General features: G+C 73.7%; 12 protein-coding genes. 3 read left to right on the plus strand and 9 right to left on the minus strand.

From position 1 onward, the window contains the following. Positions 1–13: 13 nt before the first annotated feature. From AB0E77_RS06150 to AB0E77_RS06180, 7 genes are all read right to left on the minus strand, one after another. On the minus strand, positions 14–1,417 hold the full coding sequence (locus AB0E77_RS06150; protein ID WP_361566236.1) for an FAD-dependent monooxygenase: 1,404 nt from the start codon (positions 1,415–1,417) through the stop codon (positions 14–16). Further along, entirely contained in the window at positions 1,410–2,603 is a 1,194-nt protein-coding gene (locus AB0E77_RS06155) for an MAB_1171c family putative transporter (protein WP_361566239.1), read from the minus strand. Before AB0E77_RS06155 ends, AB0E77_RS06150 begins: the two co-directional genes overlap by 8 nt. Beyond that, positions 2,603–3,217, minus strand: coding sequence for a toxin (locus tag AB0E77_RS06160; protein WP_361566242.1), 615 nt, complete (start codon positions 3,215–3,217; stop codon positions 2,603–2,605). Before AB0E77_RS06160 ends, AB0E77_RS06155 begins: the two co-directional genes overlap by 1 nt. Before the next feature lie 200 nt (positions 3,218–3,417). Further along, complete coding sequence (locus tag AB0E77_RS06165) at positions 3,418–3,609, minus strand: hypothetical protein (RefSeq protein ID WP_361566244.1); 192 nt, start codon at positions 3,607–3,609, stop codon at positions 3,418–3,420. A gap of 190 nt (positions 3,610–3,799) precedes the next feature. Then, positions 3,800–6,766: a BTAD domain-containing putative transcriptional regulator gene (locus AB0E77_RS06170; RefSeq protein ID WP_361566247.1), complete on the minus strand. Its 2,967-nt coding sequence runs from the start codon at positions 6,764–6,766 to the stop codon at positions 3,800–3,802. Between the two features lie 90 nt (positions 6,767–6,856). Further along, positions 6,857–7,267 carry a nitroreductase family deazaflavin-dependent oxidoreductase gene (locus AB0E77_RS06175; protein ID WP_361566249.1) on the minus strand — a complete coding sequence of 137 codons (411 nt, stop codon included), beginning with the start codon at positions 7,265–7,267 and terminating at the stop codon, positions 6,857–6,859. Positions 7,268–7,350: 83 nt separating this feature from the next. Further along, entirely contained in the window at positions 7,351–8,883 is a 1,533-nt protein-coding gene (locus AB0E77_RS06180) for a CehA/McbA family metallohydrolase (protein WP_361566252.1), read from the minus strand. Positions 8,884–9,069: 186 nt separating this feature from the next. On the opposite strand from AB0E77_RS06180, the gene AB0E77_RS06185 reads away from it, so the two are divergent. Both AB0E77_RS06185 and AB0E77_RS06190 read left to right on the plus strand, forming a co-directional pair. Beyond that, positions 9,070–11,691, plus strand: coding sequence for a bifunctional FO biosynthesis protein CofGH (locus tag AB0E77_RS06185; protein ID WP_361566255.1), 2,622 nt, complete (start codon positions 9,070–9,072; stop codon positions 11,689–11,691). 82 nt (positions 11,692–11,773) lie between these two features. After that, positions 11,774–12,334, plus strand: a complete 561-nt coding sequence (locus AB0E77_RS06190) for a hypothetical protein (protein ID WP_361566258.1) — start codon at positions 11,774–11,776, stop codon at positions 12,332–12,334. On the opposite strand, the gene AB0E77_RS06195 is transcribed toward AB0E77_RS06190, so the two are convergent. Further along, positions 12,318–12,827, minus strand: a complete 510-nt coding sequence (locus tag AB0E77_RS06195; protein WP_361566261.1) for a DUF2165 domain-containing protein — start codon at positions 12,825–12,827, stop codon at positions 12,318–12,320. The genes AB0E77_RS06190 and AB0E77_RS06195 overlap by 17 nt on opposite strands. Before the next feature lie 88 nt (positions 12,828–12,915). Between AB0E77_RS06195 and AB0E77_RS06200 the strand changes: the two genes are divergently transcribed. Then, on the plus strand, positions 12,916–14,034 hold the full coding sequence (locus tag AB0E77_RS06200) for an ADP-ribosylglycohydrolase family protein (protein WP_361566264.1): 1,119 nt from the start codon (positions 12,916–12,918) through the stop codon (positions 14,032–14,034). A 25-nt stretch (positions 14,035–14,059) separates the two neighbouring features. Here the strand turns inward: AB0E77_RS06200 and AB0E77_RS06205 are convergent, their stop codons facing one another. Further along, positions 14,060–15,637, minus strand: coding sequence for a sodium:solute symporter family protein (locus tag AB0E77_RS06205; RefSeq protein ID WP_361566266.1), 1,578 nt, complete (start codon positions 15,635–15,637; stop codon positions 14,060–14,062). Between the last annotated feature and the right edge of the window lies 1 nt (position 15,638).

Raw genomic sequence — 15,638 nt, forward strand, 5'->3', positions numbered from 1 at the left:
AGGCCCCCGGAGGTCAGGAACGGGCCGCCCGGCGCTCCGCCTCGCTGATCGGCGGGCCGTCCAGGTGGGGCCTCTTCGGGCCGAACAGCATCGGCACCAGCATGTCCGGCGAGAAGAGCCGGGCAGGGGGACGCTCCATGCTCATCACGTCGAGCAGCGCGCCCATGGCCCGCGGACTGCGGGCGCCGGTGGCCACGGCCCGGTCGACGTAGCGGGCCAGGAGCCGCTCCACCACCGTCGGCGGGGTGTCGGCGGCGCCCGGATAGAAGGCGTCCTGGCCCACGGCCAGGTCCCAGGCCCCGGCGACCGGGCGGGCCGCCGCGCGCTGCAGGGCACGGGCCGTCCCGGGCGCCGTGAGCTCGGTGCGGCGCAGCACGTCGCGCACGGCGAGGGCGCCCTGCGCGGCGACGGTCAGGCCGTGCCCGTAGACCGGGTTGTAGCCGGCGACGGCGTCGCCGAGGACGACGAAGCCGTCCGGCACGCGCTTCAGCTTCTCGTAGTAGCGGCGCCGGTTGGCGGTGCTGCGGGTGACGGTGACGCCGCCGAGCGGTTCTGCGTCCCGCAGCAGCTCGCCGATGACCGGGTCGGCGAGGCCGAGCGCGAACGGCACGAAGGCGTCCGGGTCGGGGCCGGGCTCGCCGCCCCGCGTGCCGCCCAGGGTGACGATCCACCGGTCGCCCTCCACGGGCAGGATGACGCCGCCGCGCCCCGGCGGATCGGCCGGGTTGGCCTGCACGTTGATCAGCGGGAAGGCGCGGTCGGCGGTGGTGCCGGGGGCGCGGTACACCCGGGTGGCGTAGGTGAGGCCGGCGTCGACCTCGCGCTCGGTGACCCGGGGCAGGCCCAGGTCGACGAGCCACTGCGGGGCGCGGGAGCCGCGCCCGGTCGCGTCCACCACGAGGTCGGCCGCCAGCAGCCGCTCCTCGGCGTCCTCGGCCAGGACGCGCACCCCGGTCACCCGGCGGGCGTCGCCCTCGAGGGAGAGGGCGGCGGTGTCCTGGAGCAGGGTGATCCGCCCGCTCTTGAGGACGTGGTCGCGGACGACGGAGTCGAGCAGGTCGCGCGAGCAGACCAGGTTCCGGTGGTGGGTCGCCAGGAACCGGCGGAACCAGACCTCGTTGGGGGCCCGGGACACCATGTCGCCCATGATGCGGACCAGGCGCCCGCCCCGGCAGACCACGTCCTCGACGAGTCCGGGCAGCAGCTCGCCCAGGGCCCGCACCCCGCCGCTCCACACCAGGTGCGCGTGCCGGGACTGCGGAACGCCCCGGCGCGGCTCGGGCCCCTCGGGCAGGACGTCACGCTCGACGACCGTGACGTCCGCGAACTCGGTGAGCGCGGCGGCGGCGAACAGGCCCGCCGCGCTGGCGCCGAGGACGACGGCGCGCGGCCGGTGGGCGGCGGGGGTGCTAGGCATGGGCGTTGAGGCCGCTTTCTGTGCAGGTCGCCCGGCGGCCGAGAGCGGCGAGCGCACGCCGTCGGTACAGGGCGAGGGAGATGGTGCCGATGTGGTCGCTGATGTCGGTGCCGATGCCCGGCGGCCGGTCGGTCGCGGGCGCCGGGACACCGGCCGCGTAGGCGTCGATGGCGTCGCGCAGCGCGACCGCACCGGCGAGGTCACGGGCCCTCGCCTCACCGTACGCGGCCCGCGCCGCGGCGAGCGCCCGCTCGTGGACGTCGTGACGGAAGTGCGGGGCCAGCAGCCGCAGCGCGTCGTGGATGCGCTGCTGGCGCTGCATGACCCGCAGGTCCAGCGGCACCCAGAAGCCGAAGCGCGCCGGTGCCGCCGCCGGCGCGAGCACGCGCAGCGCCCGCCACAGCGGCCGCAGCCGCAGGTACTCCCGTTGGTCGCGCACCGCGTTGCGCAGCGCGGGCCCGGCCTGCGGGACGATGAAACCGACCGCGACCATCGAGGCCTGGAGCAGCGCGAAGGGCGGCGCGACCCGGGTGCTGAGGACGTCCCAGTCCGCGCCGCACCAGCGGGCGCCCACGGCGAGGAGCTTCGCCAGGTCGAAGAGGAGCCCGGCGGCGAAGCCGGCCAGCAGGAAGACGACCCCCGACTTCACCCAGCGGTCCGTCACGGTCGGCGACCACTGCCGCAGCATCCGCGTGGCGACGATGCCGGTCACCGCGTGCGCGCCCAGGTAGAGCAGGATGTGCTCGCGCATCCACGGGGTGCCGGCGTAGTACGTGTCGAGGTCGTACACGCGTGGCTCCGGCACGCTGGCCAGGAAGAACGTCACCCACAGCCCGGCCACGACCCCGCCGTACGCCCAGTGGATCCGGCGGATGCCGCGCCGGCGCCGCTCCGACGGCGCCTCCCGCCAGCGCGTGATCATGGTCAGGCCGGTCGCGCCGGACGCGGTGAGGAACGAGTACGCCCAGGGCGAGGCGAAGTTGGGGATGCCCGTCCACGCGTTGAGCCGCTCGATGTTGACGGGCGTGACGACGACGAGCACGCACGTCGCGCACACCAGCAGCACGGTCGTCGCCCGCACCTCGGGATTGCGCCAGGCCCGGACGAACGTGGGCAGCTTGAGCAGGACGGCCAGGGCGAGCAGGACGGTGGGCAGCGCGTAGGGGATGTGGAAGTGCGTGCCCATCAGAGCAGGCGCCCGCCGCGGTTGGTCAGCGACAGGTTCATCCGGCCCTCCACGGTCGCCGGGGAGACGGGGCCCTCGGCGTACCGGCCGTGCATCCAGGTGCGCACCTCGCGGCCGAAGAGCAGCCCGAAGGTCTCGGCGGCCACCTCGTGCCCGTCCGGCGCCCCGGCCCGGGCCGCGACGGCCAGCAGCGCGTCACGGGGCACCTCGGCCTCGGCGAGGATCTGCTCCGCGGCGCGCCTGACCGCGTCCGACGCCTGCTGCGGCGGCGCGACGGCCCGCGCGGACGCGTCCGCGAGCCCGGCGACGTGGTGCCCGCAATCGCCCTGCTCCTCGTGCCACAGCTCATGTCCGAGGATCACCAACTGGGCCTCGGGCACGGTGTGTTCCTCGACCACGACGAGAGACCGGTCCCCGAGGTCCAGCCGCAGCCCCGACACCGGGATGTCCGCCGGGAACGCCCGGAACACCAGCTCCACCGGCCGCCCCGCGCGCACGCTCATGGCCCGGCAGAACGCCCGCATCACGGCCTCGGGCGCGGCCGGCCTCTCGACGTCCTGCGCGGCCTCCTCGCCGAGCGCACGCAGCAGCGCCTTCATCGCCCGCGAACTCACCGGCCGGGGCCTCCCTCCCGGGGACATCACCGACGTACACCGACATGACGGGGAGACCTTAGTGACGAACGGGGCGTCGTTCGACCCTTTCGAACGACTCAGGCCACGGCTTGGCCGGAACTGGCCGATTCCGGACACGCCTCGGCCGCGACGGCTCCCCCTCCGCGCCGCCGCGGCCGATCCCCGTGCGGGAAGAAGGTCTACTTGCCGTCCCGGTCCAGGTCCAGGGCGGGCGGGGCCGGCATCGCGTTGTCCATCGTGGTGACGTCGTCCTTCGCGGGCGGCGTGGGCATCGCGTTGTCCATCGTGGTGATGGCCTCGTCCTTCGCCGGCGGCGTCGGCATCGCGTTGTCCTGCGTGGTGGCTTCCGCGTCCTTCGTGATGTCGCTCATGTGCTGTGTTCCTCCGTAGCGGTGACGACGGGTGAGGAAAGCCCGTCCGGTAGCTCCCCCGCGGGCCGCCGGACGGGCGTTCGGAGCCGCACGATACTGTCCGGGCTCCTGGTCAGACCGTCTGCCCCCCGACGCGACGGTGTGACAGGAAGAAGAGTGCACGGTGGAGATAAACGAACGCTGAACGCTCTCAGGCGGCTGTGGCCGGGGAGAGCAGGGCCCGAGCCTCGTCCGCTTCCGGCGCGCCGCACTGCTGGAAGAGGCTGAGCGCGTCCTGCCAGCAGGCTCGGGCCCTGTCCGCCTGCCCGAGTCCGGCAAGAGCGCGCCCGAGAAGCGTCAGGACGACCCCGCGCATCCGGTCCCCGCCGATGCAGCCCAGGGCCAGCGCCTGTTCGGCGTGCTGTGCTGCCTGAGCCGGGCACTGTGCGGACAAATGGACCTGAGCCATACGGAAGTTGGTGGTGCCTTGCCACAGACGTTGCCGGTGGTCCTCGAAGATGCGCAGCGCGTCGGAGAACTGGCCGAGAGCGTCCGTGTGGCGGCCGGCTCCGGTCAGCGCGATGCCCAGGGTGAAATGCCCGTTGGCGAGCCTCATGGTCCGGCCGATGTCGAGCTGGGCGGTGAGCCCTCGGTGCGCGATGGCCACCGCCTTGGCGGTGTTGCCCATACCCAGGTGTGCGCGGGAGAGGTTGCAGAGGCTGAGCGCCTCGCCGGCCCGGTTGTCGGCCGCCCGGTACCCCGCGATGGCCTGCTCGAGGAAGACCTGCCCGTCCGCGTACCGGCCTTGATGCAGCGAGATCAGGCCGCGGTCGTTGGCGACCCAGCTGACGGCGGTGGTGTCCCGCGCGGACTCCGCGAGCGTCATGGCCAGTTCCGCCTGCTCGGCGGCCTGCTGGATGCGCCCGGAGACGAGGAGCACGTTGGTGAGCGTAGTGCGCGCCCTGCCCTCGGCACGTGGGTCGCCGCCGGCCGCGGTGGCTTCGCACATCGCCCTGGCCGTCGTCTCGTACTGATGAGAGTTCGCCCCGGACTCCGTCAGGTCCTTGGCCGCCCACAGCAGGTCCACCGCTCGCCGTAGCCGGTCCGTTCCGGCAGCCTGGCGCACGCATGCGAGCAGGGGTGCCGCCTCGCTGTACAGCCAGTCCAGTGCCGCCGAGCCCTCGGTGAACGTCAGGCCCGGGTACTCGGTCGGCTCCAGGCCGTCCACGAGCCGGTCCCCCGGGCGTTCGATCGCGTACACCCCGGCCGCCGTCGCCAGGTAGAAGTCCAGCAGGCGGGACAGAGCGGCGGCCCGTTCGCCCGGAGGGTGTTCGTCGCGTTCCGCGCAGGCGCGGGCGTAGAGGCGGACCAGGTCGTGGAAGCGGTAGCGGCCCGGCGCCGCCGACTCCACGAGGGACGTGTCCACCAGGCACTCCAGCAGGTCCTCCGTGTCCTCCGCCGGGAGGTCCAGCAGGGCCGCCGCCGCCGCGAGGGAGATGTCCGGGCCGTCCGCCAGGCCCAGCAGGCGGAAGGCGCGGGCCTGGGCCGGTTCCAGTTGGCCGTAGCCCAGCTCGAACGTGGCCTTGACCGCCAGGTCACCCGCCTGCAGCTCGTCCAGCCGGCGTCGCTCGTCCGCCAGCTTCGCGGCGAGGACGGACACCGTCCAGGTGCGGCGGGCCGCGAGGCGGGACGCGGCGATGCGGATGGCGAGGGGGAGGAACCCGCAGGCGCCGACGACGTCCAGCGCCGCCTTCCGCTCCGAGGCGACCCGCTCCTCGCCGACGATCCGGGTGAAGAGCGCCAGCGCCTCGTCCGGGGACATCACGTCCAGGTCGACCAGGTGCGCCCCGGCGAGGTCCACCATCCGCACCCGCGACGTCACCAGCGCCGCGCACCCGTCGGTGCCGGGCAGCAGCGGACGCACCTGCGCGGCGTCCCGGGCGTTGTCCAGCAGGACGAGGACGCGGCGGCCGTCCAGGACGGAGCGGTAGAGCGCGGCCCGCTCCTCCAGCGAGTCGGGGATGGCCGAGTCGGCCGTGCCCAGGGCGCGCAGGAAGGAACCCAGCACCGTCTCCGGCTCCGCCGCCCGCGCCCCCGCGCCCTGGAGGTCGACGTACAGCTGCCCGTCCGGGAAGGCGGCCCGCGCCCGGTGGGCGACGTGCACCGCGAGGGTCGTCTTGCCGACGCCGCCGATGCCCGCCAGCGCGGAGACGGCCATCACCCGGCCCTCGGCGCCCGACGCCGAACCCAGCACCTCGCTCAGCTCCCGCACGAAGGCGGAGCGGCCGGTGAAGTCCGGGACCGAGGCGGGAAGTTGCGCCGGGCGCACCGGTGCCGTGGCCGACTCCGCGGCCGGGGCCGACGGTTCCGCCAGGGCGGGGTCCGCCCGGAGGATGCGCTGTTGCAGCTCCCGCAGACCGGGCCGCGGGTCGACGCCCAGTTCGTCGGCGAGCAGGCGCCGGGTGTCCGCGTACACCGCCAGCGCCTCGGCCTGGCGTCCGCTGCGGTACAGGGCGAGCATCAACAGCTCCCGCAGCCGTTCGCGCAGCGGGTGCGCGGCGGTCAGCGCGGTCAGTTCCGAGACGGCCTCCGCGTGGCAGCCCTGCTCCAGGTCCAGGTCCAGCCGCGTCTCGAGGAGCTGGAGCCGCCACTCCTCCAGCCGGACCCGCTGCGCCTGCGCGTACGGCCCCGGCACCGCGGCCAGCGCCTCCCCGTCCCACAGGGCCAGCGCCCGCCCCAGCACCTCACGGGCGCCGCTCAGATCGCCGGCGGCCCGCGCCTTCTCCGCGTCGGCGGCCAGATCCTGGGCGAGCGACAGGTCCAGCGCGCCGTTCTCCAGGCCGCGCACGGCATAGCCGCCCGACTCGCTCACCAGCACACCGGGGGCGAGGATCTTCCGCAGCCGGGACGCGTACGTCCGCAGCGCCGCCAGCGCCTGAGACGGCGGTTCCTCGCCCCACAGCGCGTCGATCAGCTCGGCCGCCGTGGCCGTACGGCCCTCGCGCAGCAGCAGGGCGGCCAGCAGCGCGCGCTGCTGTGGGGACCCGGTGGCCAGCGATTCGTCACCGCGCCAGGCGCGCACCGGCCCGAGCACACCGAAGCGCAGCGCGGCCGACCGCTCCGGCTGCGCCGGGGATCCGGGCACCCGCTGCTCCGGGACCCGCGGTCCACCGTCCATGCCGTCCCCCTAGACGTCCTGAGCAATCACGTCAGTTTGCCTTGTTCATGCCGACCTCGTCAGCCGTGGGAGACGCCGATCACAGGTTCCTCACCTGCTCCCTGCCTCATCCAGGTCCACCCGCACGGTCAGCAGCCCGGCCCCGACGCCCATCGCCCGTACGGCCAGGCTGTTGCAGCGGGGCAGGCGGCGCAGGCGGGCGAGCGGGTCGTCGTCGGGGAGGAGGTGGGCGGTCCCCGGGTGCCAGCGGCCCCGGATCCGCACCCGGACCCGGGGGTCGGCCCGGATGTTGCGGATGTACTGCGCCCGCTCACCGAACTCCGACACCAGCCAGAAGGCGTCCCCGACCCGGCGTCCCCCGACGGGCGTGCGGCGGGGGACGCCGGAGACGCGGCCGGTGGTCTCCAGGAGGGTCTGGGCGGGCAGCCGGCGCATGACCTTGTTGAGCCGGCGCTGGAGGGCCGTCACGGCCCGGTACTTGGTCTCGGCGTAGGACGACATCGTTCGTTCAGCTCCCGTCTCGTGTGCCTCCATGGTCGCGGAGAAACGGGCGAGACGGGTGCGGGGCCGGGCGCGCCGGGGCCCTAACGCCGTCCCAGGAACACCGGATTGGTGAACGCGGCCAGCACCCCCGGCAGCGGGCCGGCGGCCGCCTCGTGACGCAGTTCCGCCCGTACGTACGCCGCGTACGACGCCGTCGTGCGCCACTCCACGGTGCCCGCGCCCGACGCCGGCAGCGGCGCGCTGGTGAACAGCACGCCCTGGTCAGTGACGAACCGGACCGTGCAGCGAGGGGCGCCCGTCACCTCCAGGCGGACGGTGACCGGGGTGTCCGGGGCGACGGGGAGCCGTTCGCCGATGCCCGCGTGTTCGCCGCGGCCGCCCGACGCGGTGAAGGTCAGGGACAGCTTCGACGACTCGGCGACGTACGACCGTCCCGCCCGGATGCCCTCCTGGACCGCCTCCCGGGTCAGGTCGTCGGCGAGGACGACGGTCTGCGGGTGTCCGACGGTGTCCGGGTCGCGGTGGGCGTCGCTGCTGCCCATCGCCGGGATCCACCCGGCCCCGGGACCCTGTCCGTCCCGGCCCTCCCGCACCGAGGCGACCAGCATGCCGTCCCAGTCGGCCAGCGCCACCTCGTCGTCGGGCGTGTAGGGGCCGTTCCACACCTCGATCGCGTCGGCCTCGCCGAAGCCGAACTTCCAGTTGCAGCCGATGCAGGTGGCGTGCGGGTGGGCCGGGACCACCAGGCCGCCGGCGCGGCGGATCTGCCGGGCGAACCGGCCGAAGCGGTTGTCGCGGGCCCGGTAGCGCCAGTCCACGAAGGTGCCGGGGTCGGTGCCGAGGGCGACGACGTGTCCGTTGCGGGTCGTCACCTCCTCGCCCAGCATGACCAGCAGGTCGTCGCCGGCCAGGTCCGCCCAGTGCGCGTGCGCGGAGTGCGTGTTGTGCTCGGAGGAGTTGATGAAGTCGAGCCCCGCGGCCCGCGCGAGGGCCGCGATCTCGGCGGGGGTGCGGCGGCCGTCGGAGTGCACGGAGTGCAGGTGGCAGTCGCCCCGGTACCAGGCGCGGCCCCGCCCCTTCGCCCGGGACGGCGGATACACCGGCCGGGGCGTCTCGCCGGGCTCCCCGTACGTCAGCGTGATCGTCAGCTCGTACGACAGGCCCTGTGGGGCGACCGTGTACGGGCCGAGCGCGATGTGCCAGGTGCCCGGGCGGACCGGGCCCGGCAGATAGCCCGGCGTGGCGTCGTCCGCGCGGACGAAGAACTCCGTGCGCGCCCCGCCCGACCAGCCCCGGAAACCCCGGCCGCCCAGCTCGGTGCCGCGCTCGTCGAAGACACCGATGTCGAGGGCGTTGCCCGGCGTCCCGGCGGGGAGGGTGGGGCGGTCGTAGGTGTAGGAGACCCTCAGCTCCCGTACCCCGGAGGGGACTTCGACGGGGACGTACACGAAGTCGGGGGAGCCGGGGGGAAGGGTGCCGCGTACGGTTCTGGTGCGCGGGCCCGGGCCGCCCGCCGCCGAGGCGAAGCTCACGGTCCCCAACGTAAGCGCGGCGGCGGCTCCCGTCACGAACACCGCGCGTCTGCCGATCCCGGCGTGGTCGTCCTCGCACATGCTGCTGCTCCCAGGGTGTCGTCGATGACAGGGCACGGGTGGTGCAGTGGTGGCGCGTGCAACCCTCGTATTGAGCCGTGAACTGCCGTGCAAGGAAAGGGGTGTGGTGGGTGGAGGGCCGGAAACCGGCCGGTGGGCGGCCGGACGTCCTCCGTGTCACGATCACGCCGCTCGTATCCTCGAAGGATGACGACTTCCGCGACCTCCGGAACCGGACCCGCCGATCCCGCCGACCCGGCCGGTGCCGCCGGTCCCACCGAGAACTCGATGCGTCGCGCCCTCAAACGTGCCCGGGACGGCGTCGCCCTCGACGTCTCCGAGGCCGCGGTGCTGCTCCAGGCCCGCGGGGAGCACCTCGACGCCCTCACCGCGTCCGCCGCCCGGGTGCGTGACGCGGGCCTGGAGGCCGCCGGCCGCCCCGGCGTCATCACGTACTCGAAGAGCGTCTTCATCCCCCTGACCCGGCTGTGCCGGGACAAGTGCCACTACTGCACCTTCGTCACCGTGCCCGGCAAGCTGCGCCGCGAGGGACACGGGATGTTCATGTCGCCGGACGAGGTGCTGGACATCGCCCGCAAGGGTGCCGCCCTCGGCTGCAAGGAAGCCCTCATCACCCTCGGCGACAAGCCCGAGGACCGCTGGCCCGAGGCCAGGGAGTGGCTGGACGCGCACGGGTACGACGACACGATCGCGTACGTCCGCGCGATCTCGATCCGGATCCTGGAGGAGACGGGCCTGCTGCCCCACCTCAACCCGGGCGTCCTGACCTGGACGGACTTCCAGCGCCTCAAGCCCGTCGCGCCCTCCATGGGCATGATGCTGGAGACCACCGCGACCCGTCTGTGGTCCGAGCCGGGCGGGCCGCACCACGGCTCCCCGGACAAGGAGCCCGCCGTACGGCTGCGGGTCCTGGAGGACGCCGGCCGTTCCTCGGTGCCCTTCACGTCCGGCATCCTCATCGGCATCGGGGAGACGTACGAGGAGCGCGCCGAGTCCCTGTTCGCGCTCCGCAAGGTCTCCCGGGCCTACCACGGCGTCCAGGAGCTGATCATCCAGAACTTCCGCGCCAAGCCCGGCACCGCGATGCGCGGCATGCCGGACGCGGAGCTGGACGAGCTGGTCGCCACGGTCGCCGTCGCCCGGCACATCATGGGCCCCTCCGCCTGCCTCCAGGCCCCGCCCAACCTGGTGGACGCCGAGTACGAGCGGCTGATCGGCGCCGGGATCGACGACTGGGGCGGCGTCTCCCCGCTCACCATCGACCACGTCAACCCCGAGCGCCCCTGGCCGCAGATCGAGGAACTGGCCGCCCGGTCCCGCACCGCCGGCTTCGACCTGCGGGAACGGCTCTGCGTCTACCCGGAGTTCGTCACACGCGGCGAGCCCTGGCTCGACCCGCGGCTGCGCCCGCACGTGGCCGCGCTCGCCGATCCGGACACCGGACTCGCCCGCGAGGACGCCACGGTCCAGGGGCACCCGTGGCAGGAGCCCGACGAGGTCTTCGAGGCGTCCGGCCGCACCGACCTGCACCGCACCATCGACACCGAGGGCCGCACCTCGGACCGCCGCGACGACTTCGACGAGGTGTACGGCGACTGGGGCGCCCTGCGCGAGGCCGCGGCGCCCGGCATGGCTCCGGAGCGCATCGACACCGACGTACGCGCCGCGCTGGCCACGGCCGCCGACGACCCCACCAGGCTGACGGACGACGAGGCTCTCGCCCTCCTGCACGCCGACGGCCCGGCGCTGGACGCCCTGTGCCGAGTGGCCGACGACGTCCGCAAGTCGGTGGTCGGCGACGACGTGACGTACATCGTCACCCGGAACATCAACTTCACCAACGTCTGCTACACCGGCTGCCGTTTCTGCGCCTTCGCCCAGCGCCGCACCGACGCCGACGCCTACACCCTCTCCCTCGACCAGGTCGCCGACCGCGCCCAGCAGGCCTGGGAGGTGGGCGCGGTCGAGGTCTGCATGCAGGGCGGCATCCACCCGGACCTGCCGGGCACCGCGTACTTCGACATCGCGCGGGCGGTGAAGGCCCGAGTCCCCGGCATGCACGTGCACGCCTTCTCGCCGATGGAGGTCGTCAACGGCGCGACCCGCACCGGGATGTCGATCCGCGAGTGGCTGAGCGCGGCCAAGGAGGCGGGCCTCGACTCCGTCCCGGGCACGGCGGCGGAGATCCTCGACGACGAGGTCCGCTGGATCCTGACCAAGGGCAAGCTGCCGGCGGCCACCTGGATCGAGGTGATCGAGACGGCCCACGAGCTGGGCATCCGGTCGAGCTCCACGATGATGTACGGCCACGTCGACCAGCCCCGGCACTGGCTCGGTCACCTGCGCACCCTCGCCGGCATCCAGCAGCGCACGGGCGGCTTCACCGAGTTCGTGACGCTGCCCTTCATCCACACCAACGCGCCGGTGTACCTGGCGGGCATCGCCCGGCCCGGGCCGACGATGCGGGACAACCGGGCGGTCACCGCGATGGCCCGGCTCCTCCTGCACCCGCACATCCCCAACATCCAGACGAGCTGGGTCAAACTGGGCACCGAGGGTGCCGCCGACATGCTCCGCTCCGGCGCCAACGACCTCGGCGGCACGCTCATGGAGGAGACGATCTCCCGCATGGCGGGCTCCTCCTACGGCTCCTACAAGTCGGTCAAGGACCTGATCGCCGTCGCCGAAGCCGCCGGCCGCCCCGCCAGGCCCCGCACCACGCTGTACGGCGAGGTCCCCGAGGAACGGCAACGGGCGGCGACGGCCTCGGACGGGCACCTGCCGGAGCTGCTGCCGGTGCTGGACTGAGCGCGGGGGCACGGGCCGCTCGCAGTACGATGATCGGGCCCCCGGTGTGTCGGGGTTCTCGTAGCTGAGGAGATGCGTGCCCGTGCCTGCCCGACTTCCCTCGTGGGCCTGGGTCTCCGGGCTGACCGTGGCGGCCGTAGCGGCAGTCGGCGTGCTGACCGTGCAGGCGGACCGGGGCCCGCACCCCACCGCCGCCGTGACCCGGCCCGCCCCGTCGGCCTCGGCGGCGGCGCCCCCCGCACCGAAGGAGACGGCGCCGGCCGCGGTCCCGGACGGCTCCGGCACCGGGCGGCGCATCGTCTACTCCCTCGGCCAGAAGCGGGCCTGGCTGGTCGACGCCAGCGACGCCTCCCGGCGCACGTTCACCGTGTGGCCCGGCACGGTCAGCCCCGACCCCGGCGACTACACGGTCGGCACCCGCCGGGACTCCACGACCGGCTCCGACGGGGTGCCGATCGAGCACATCGTGTACTTCGCCCTGGAGGACGGCGTCTCGGTCGCCTTCTCCAACGCGGTCGACGGCTCCTCGCCCCCGCCGCCAGCCCCCGGGACGAAGACCGGCGGCGTCCGGCTGCACAAGGCGGACGGAGAGGCCGTCTGGACGTTCGCGACGGCCGGCACCAAGGTCACGGTCGTCCGCTAGCGCCGGCCCGGTCCGCCGGCAGGTGGGTGACGATCAGCACGACGCCGCTGAGCAGGAAGATCCGCGTCGCCGCGTCCAGCCCGTTCCAGGTGTCCGACTGCCACATCGCGAACCACTCCCCGCCGATGCCGATGAAGCCGGCGCCGAAGAGCAGCATCACCATCAGCAGGCCCAGGGTGGAGACCCTGCGCGCCCGCGCCGCGTCCCGCCGGTACCAGAACCAGGTGCCGGCGACGAGTACGAGCGCGGCCAGCGTCTCCCAGGCGATGATCGCCACGTACGCGGCGTTCTGCAGTCCCTCGTTCGTGACGGCACGCCACATCAGGTCCTCGTCCTTGAACGTGGTGTCCATGGCGAGCACGTGCTGGACGAACGCCTGGTTCGTCCCGAAGTCGGTGATGTTCCCGAAGGCGACCAGGGCCATGTAGAGGGCGACGGTGCCGGTGAGGAGGGCCGCGGCCAGGGGCAGGGCCCGCGAAGAGGTGGTGGTCATGCTCACCTCATGCCCGTGCGGCCCGGCACTCATCCCGTTCGATTACAGTGCTCGCGTCGTACGTCTGGACGATGCCGCGGGAGGTCAGGTGGGCGCGACGGGCGGTGCCGCCGTGTGGGGCCGTGCCGAGCAGCAGGACTTCCGCAGCCGGGTGCGCGGGACGCTGCTGGGCGTGGCCGTCGGGGACGCCTTCGGGGCGCCCGTCGACGCGCTGGACCTCGACGCCCTCCGGGAGGCGCACGGACCCGAGGGGCCCGCCGACCTCGCCCCCGCCTACGGGCGGCGCGGTGCCGTCACCCACCTCACGCAGCTCACCCTGTTCTCCGTCGACGGGCTGATCCGCGCCCAGGTACGGCGCGACACCGGGGCCTGGCATCCGCCGACCGATCTGCACCGGGCGTACCGGCGCTGGTCCGCGACCCAGCGGGACTGGGGCCCCGACGAGCGGCGCAAGGACGACGGCTGGCTGGCCCGCGAGGAGTGGCTGTACGCCCGGCGGGATCCCACGCGCGCCCTGCTGCTCGGGCTCGGCGACGACACGATGGGCACGCCCGAGGCGCCCAAGAACCCCGGTGAGCGCGGGCCCGAGGCCGCCGCCCGGTCGGCGCCCTTCGGGCTGCTGGTCGGCTGGGAGCCGCAACTGGTCGCCCAGCTCGCCGTGGAGTGCGCGGCGCAGACCCACGGCCACCCCACCGGGAACCTCGCGGCGGGCGCGTACGCCGTGGTCGTGCACGGGCTGGCGCGGGGGGAGAGCCTGGACCCGGCGGTGCAACGGGCGCTCTCGCTGCTCGCCGCCCGGCCCGGGCACGAGCCGGTGTCGGAGGCCTTGCAGCACGCGCTGGGCGCGGTACGGCAGGGGCTGCCGACGCCCGCGCGGGTGACCGGGCTGGCCGGCGAGGGCACCGCGGAGGGGCTGGTCGCCGCCGCCGTGTACTGCGCCCTCGTCGCCGAGGACGTACGGCACGGACTGCGGCTGGCCGTCAACCACGGCGGGCCCTCCGCCGCGACCGGCGCGCTGACGGGCGGGCTGCTCGGTGCCCTGCACGGCGAGACGGCCCTCCCGCCGGCCTGGCTGGCCGAGCTGGAGGGCCGTCCGACGATCCTGGAACTGGCCGACGACTTCGCCATGGAGATGACCCAGGGTCCCGCGCTGCACGGACCGGCGGGCTCGTCCCCGGGCTGGCTGGCGCGCTACCCCAGGGCCTGAGCGCGGCCTCGGCCCTTCACCGGGGTCAGTCCTTCACCGGGGCCCGCCCCGCCGCGCCGGCCCGCTCTCCCGCGGGCGCCGGGACGGCCGACGCCGCTCCGGAGGCGTCGTCGTCCGTGTTGACCCGCTCGATGATCGCGAGCCGTTCCGGGGTGTCCTCCGGCTTCAGGTAGCCGATCAGGACGTAGAGGACCAGCGAGACCGCCAGCGGGACGGACACCTGGTACTCCAGGGGCACCCCGCCCTCGACGTTCCAGTTGACCGGGTAGTTGACCAGCCAGAAGGCGAGCAGACCGGCCGCCCAGCTGGTGAGCGCGGCCGTCGGTCCCGAGCGGCGGAAGGGCCGCAGCAGGCCCAGCATCATCGGGATCGCGATCGGGCCCATCAGACCGGCCACCCACTTGATGACGACGGTGATGATGTCCTTGAACGTGGGCGAGTTGACCTGCGTGGCCACCGCCATGGACAGGGCGAGGAAGACCACCGTCGTCACCCGCGCCGCCACCAGCCCGGACCGCTCGCCCCAGGCCCGCGCCCGCGCCGACACGACCGGTGCCACGTCGCGGGTGAAGACGGCCGCGATGGCGTTGGCGTCCGACGAGCACATGGCCATGGTGTGCGAGAAGAAGCCGACGATGACCAGGCCGAGGAGGCCGTGCGGCAGGAGCTGCTCGGTCATCAGGCCGTAGGAGTCGGAGCCGTCGGGCTTCTGGGACTCCACGAGCAGCGGCGACATCCACATCGGGAAGAACAGCACCACCGGCCAGACCAGCCACAGCACCGCCGACAGCCGCGCCGACCGCGTCGCCTCACGGGCGTTGCTCGTGGCCATGTAGCGCTGGGCCTGGTTGAGCATGCCGCCGTTGTACTCGAAGAGCTTGATGAAGAGGAAGGCGAGCAGGAACACCGTCCCGTACGGGCCGACGAGCGGCTTGCCGTGGCCCTGGAGGGCGGGCTCGTCCCAGACACCGAAGAAGCCGCCGTGGTCGTCGAGCTTCAGGACGACGGCCACGAACATCGCGACGCCGGCCAGCAGCTGGATGACGAACTGGCCGAGCTCGGTCAGCGCGTCCGCCCACAGGCCGCCGATCGTGCAGTAGATGCCCGTGATGACGCCGGTGATCAGAATGCCCTGGTTGAGGGAGATGCCGGTGAAGACCGAGAGCAGCGTGGCGATGGCCGCCCACTTCGCGGCCACGTCCACGATCTTCAGCAGCATGCCGGACCAGGCCAGGGCCTGCTGGGTGGGCAGGTTGTAGCGGTTCTTCAGGTACTCCAGCGGGGAGGCCACGTGGAGCCGTGAGCGCAGCCGGTTGATGCGCGGCGCGAACAGCCGGGACCCGATGGCGATGCCGAGCGCGATGGGGAACGACCAGGTGACGAAGGACGTGACGCCGTAGGTGTAGGCGATGCCCGCGTACCCGGTGAACATCACCGCGCTGTAGCCCGACATGTGGTGGGAGATGCCGGACAGCCACCAGGGCATCTTGCCGCCGGCCGTGAAGAAGTCGCTGACGTTGTCCACGCGTTTGTGCGACCAGACACCGATCGCCACCATCACGGCGAAGTAGCCGATCAGCACGGACCAGTCGAGACCGTTCATG

It is taken from the genome of Streptomyces sp. NPDC032940, from assembly GCF_040636935.1.
Lineage (GTDB): Bacteria > Actinomycetota > Actinomycetes > Streptomycetales > Streptomycetaceae > Streptomyces.

Coding starts and splice junctions, on each gene's coding strand:
- AB0E77_RS06155 (WP_361566239.1), bottom strand. CDS start 2,603: ATGGGCACGCACTTCCACATCCCCTACGCGCTGCCCACCGTCCTGCTC.
- AB0E77_RS06205 (WP_361566266.1), bottom strand. CDS start 15,637: ATGAACGGTCTCGACTGGTCCGTGCTGATCGGCTACTTCGCCGTGATG.
- AB0E77_RS06170 (WP_361566247.1), bottom strand. CDS start 6,766: ATGGACGGTGGACCGCGGGTCCCGGAGCAGCGGGTGCCCGGATCCCCG.
- AB0E77_RS06150 (WP_361566236.1), bottom strand. CDS start 1,417: ATGCCTAGCACCCCCGCCGCCCACCGGCCGCGCGCCGTCGTCCTCGGC.
- AB0E77_RS06180 (WP_361566252.1), bottom strand. CDS start 8,883: ATGTGCGAGGACGACCACGCCGGGATCGGCAGACGCGCGGTGTTCGTG.
- AB0E77_RS06175 (WP_361566249.1), bottom strand. CDS start 7,267: ATGTCGTCCTACGCCGAGACCAAGTACCGGGCCGTGACGGCCCTCCAG.
- AB0E77_RS06195 (WP_361566261.1), bottom strand. CDS start 12,827: ATGACCACCACCTCTTCGCGGGCCCTGCCCCTGGCCGCGGCCCTCCTC.
- AB0E77_RS06185 (WP_361566255.1), top strand. CDS start 9,070: ATGACGACTTCCGCGACCTCCGGAACCGGACCCGCCGATCCCGCCGAC.
- AB0E77_RS06165 (WP_361566244.1), bottom strand. CDS start 3,609: ATGAGCGACATCACGAAGGACGCGGAAGCCACCACGCAGGACAACGCG.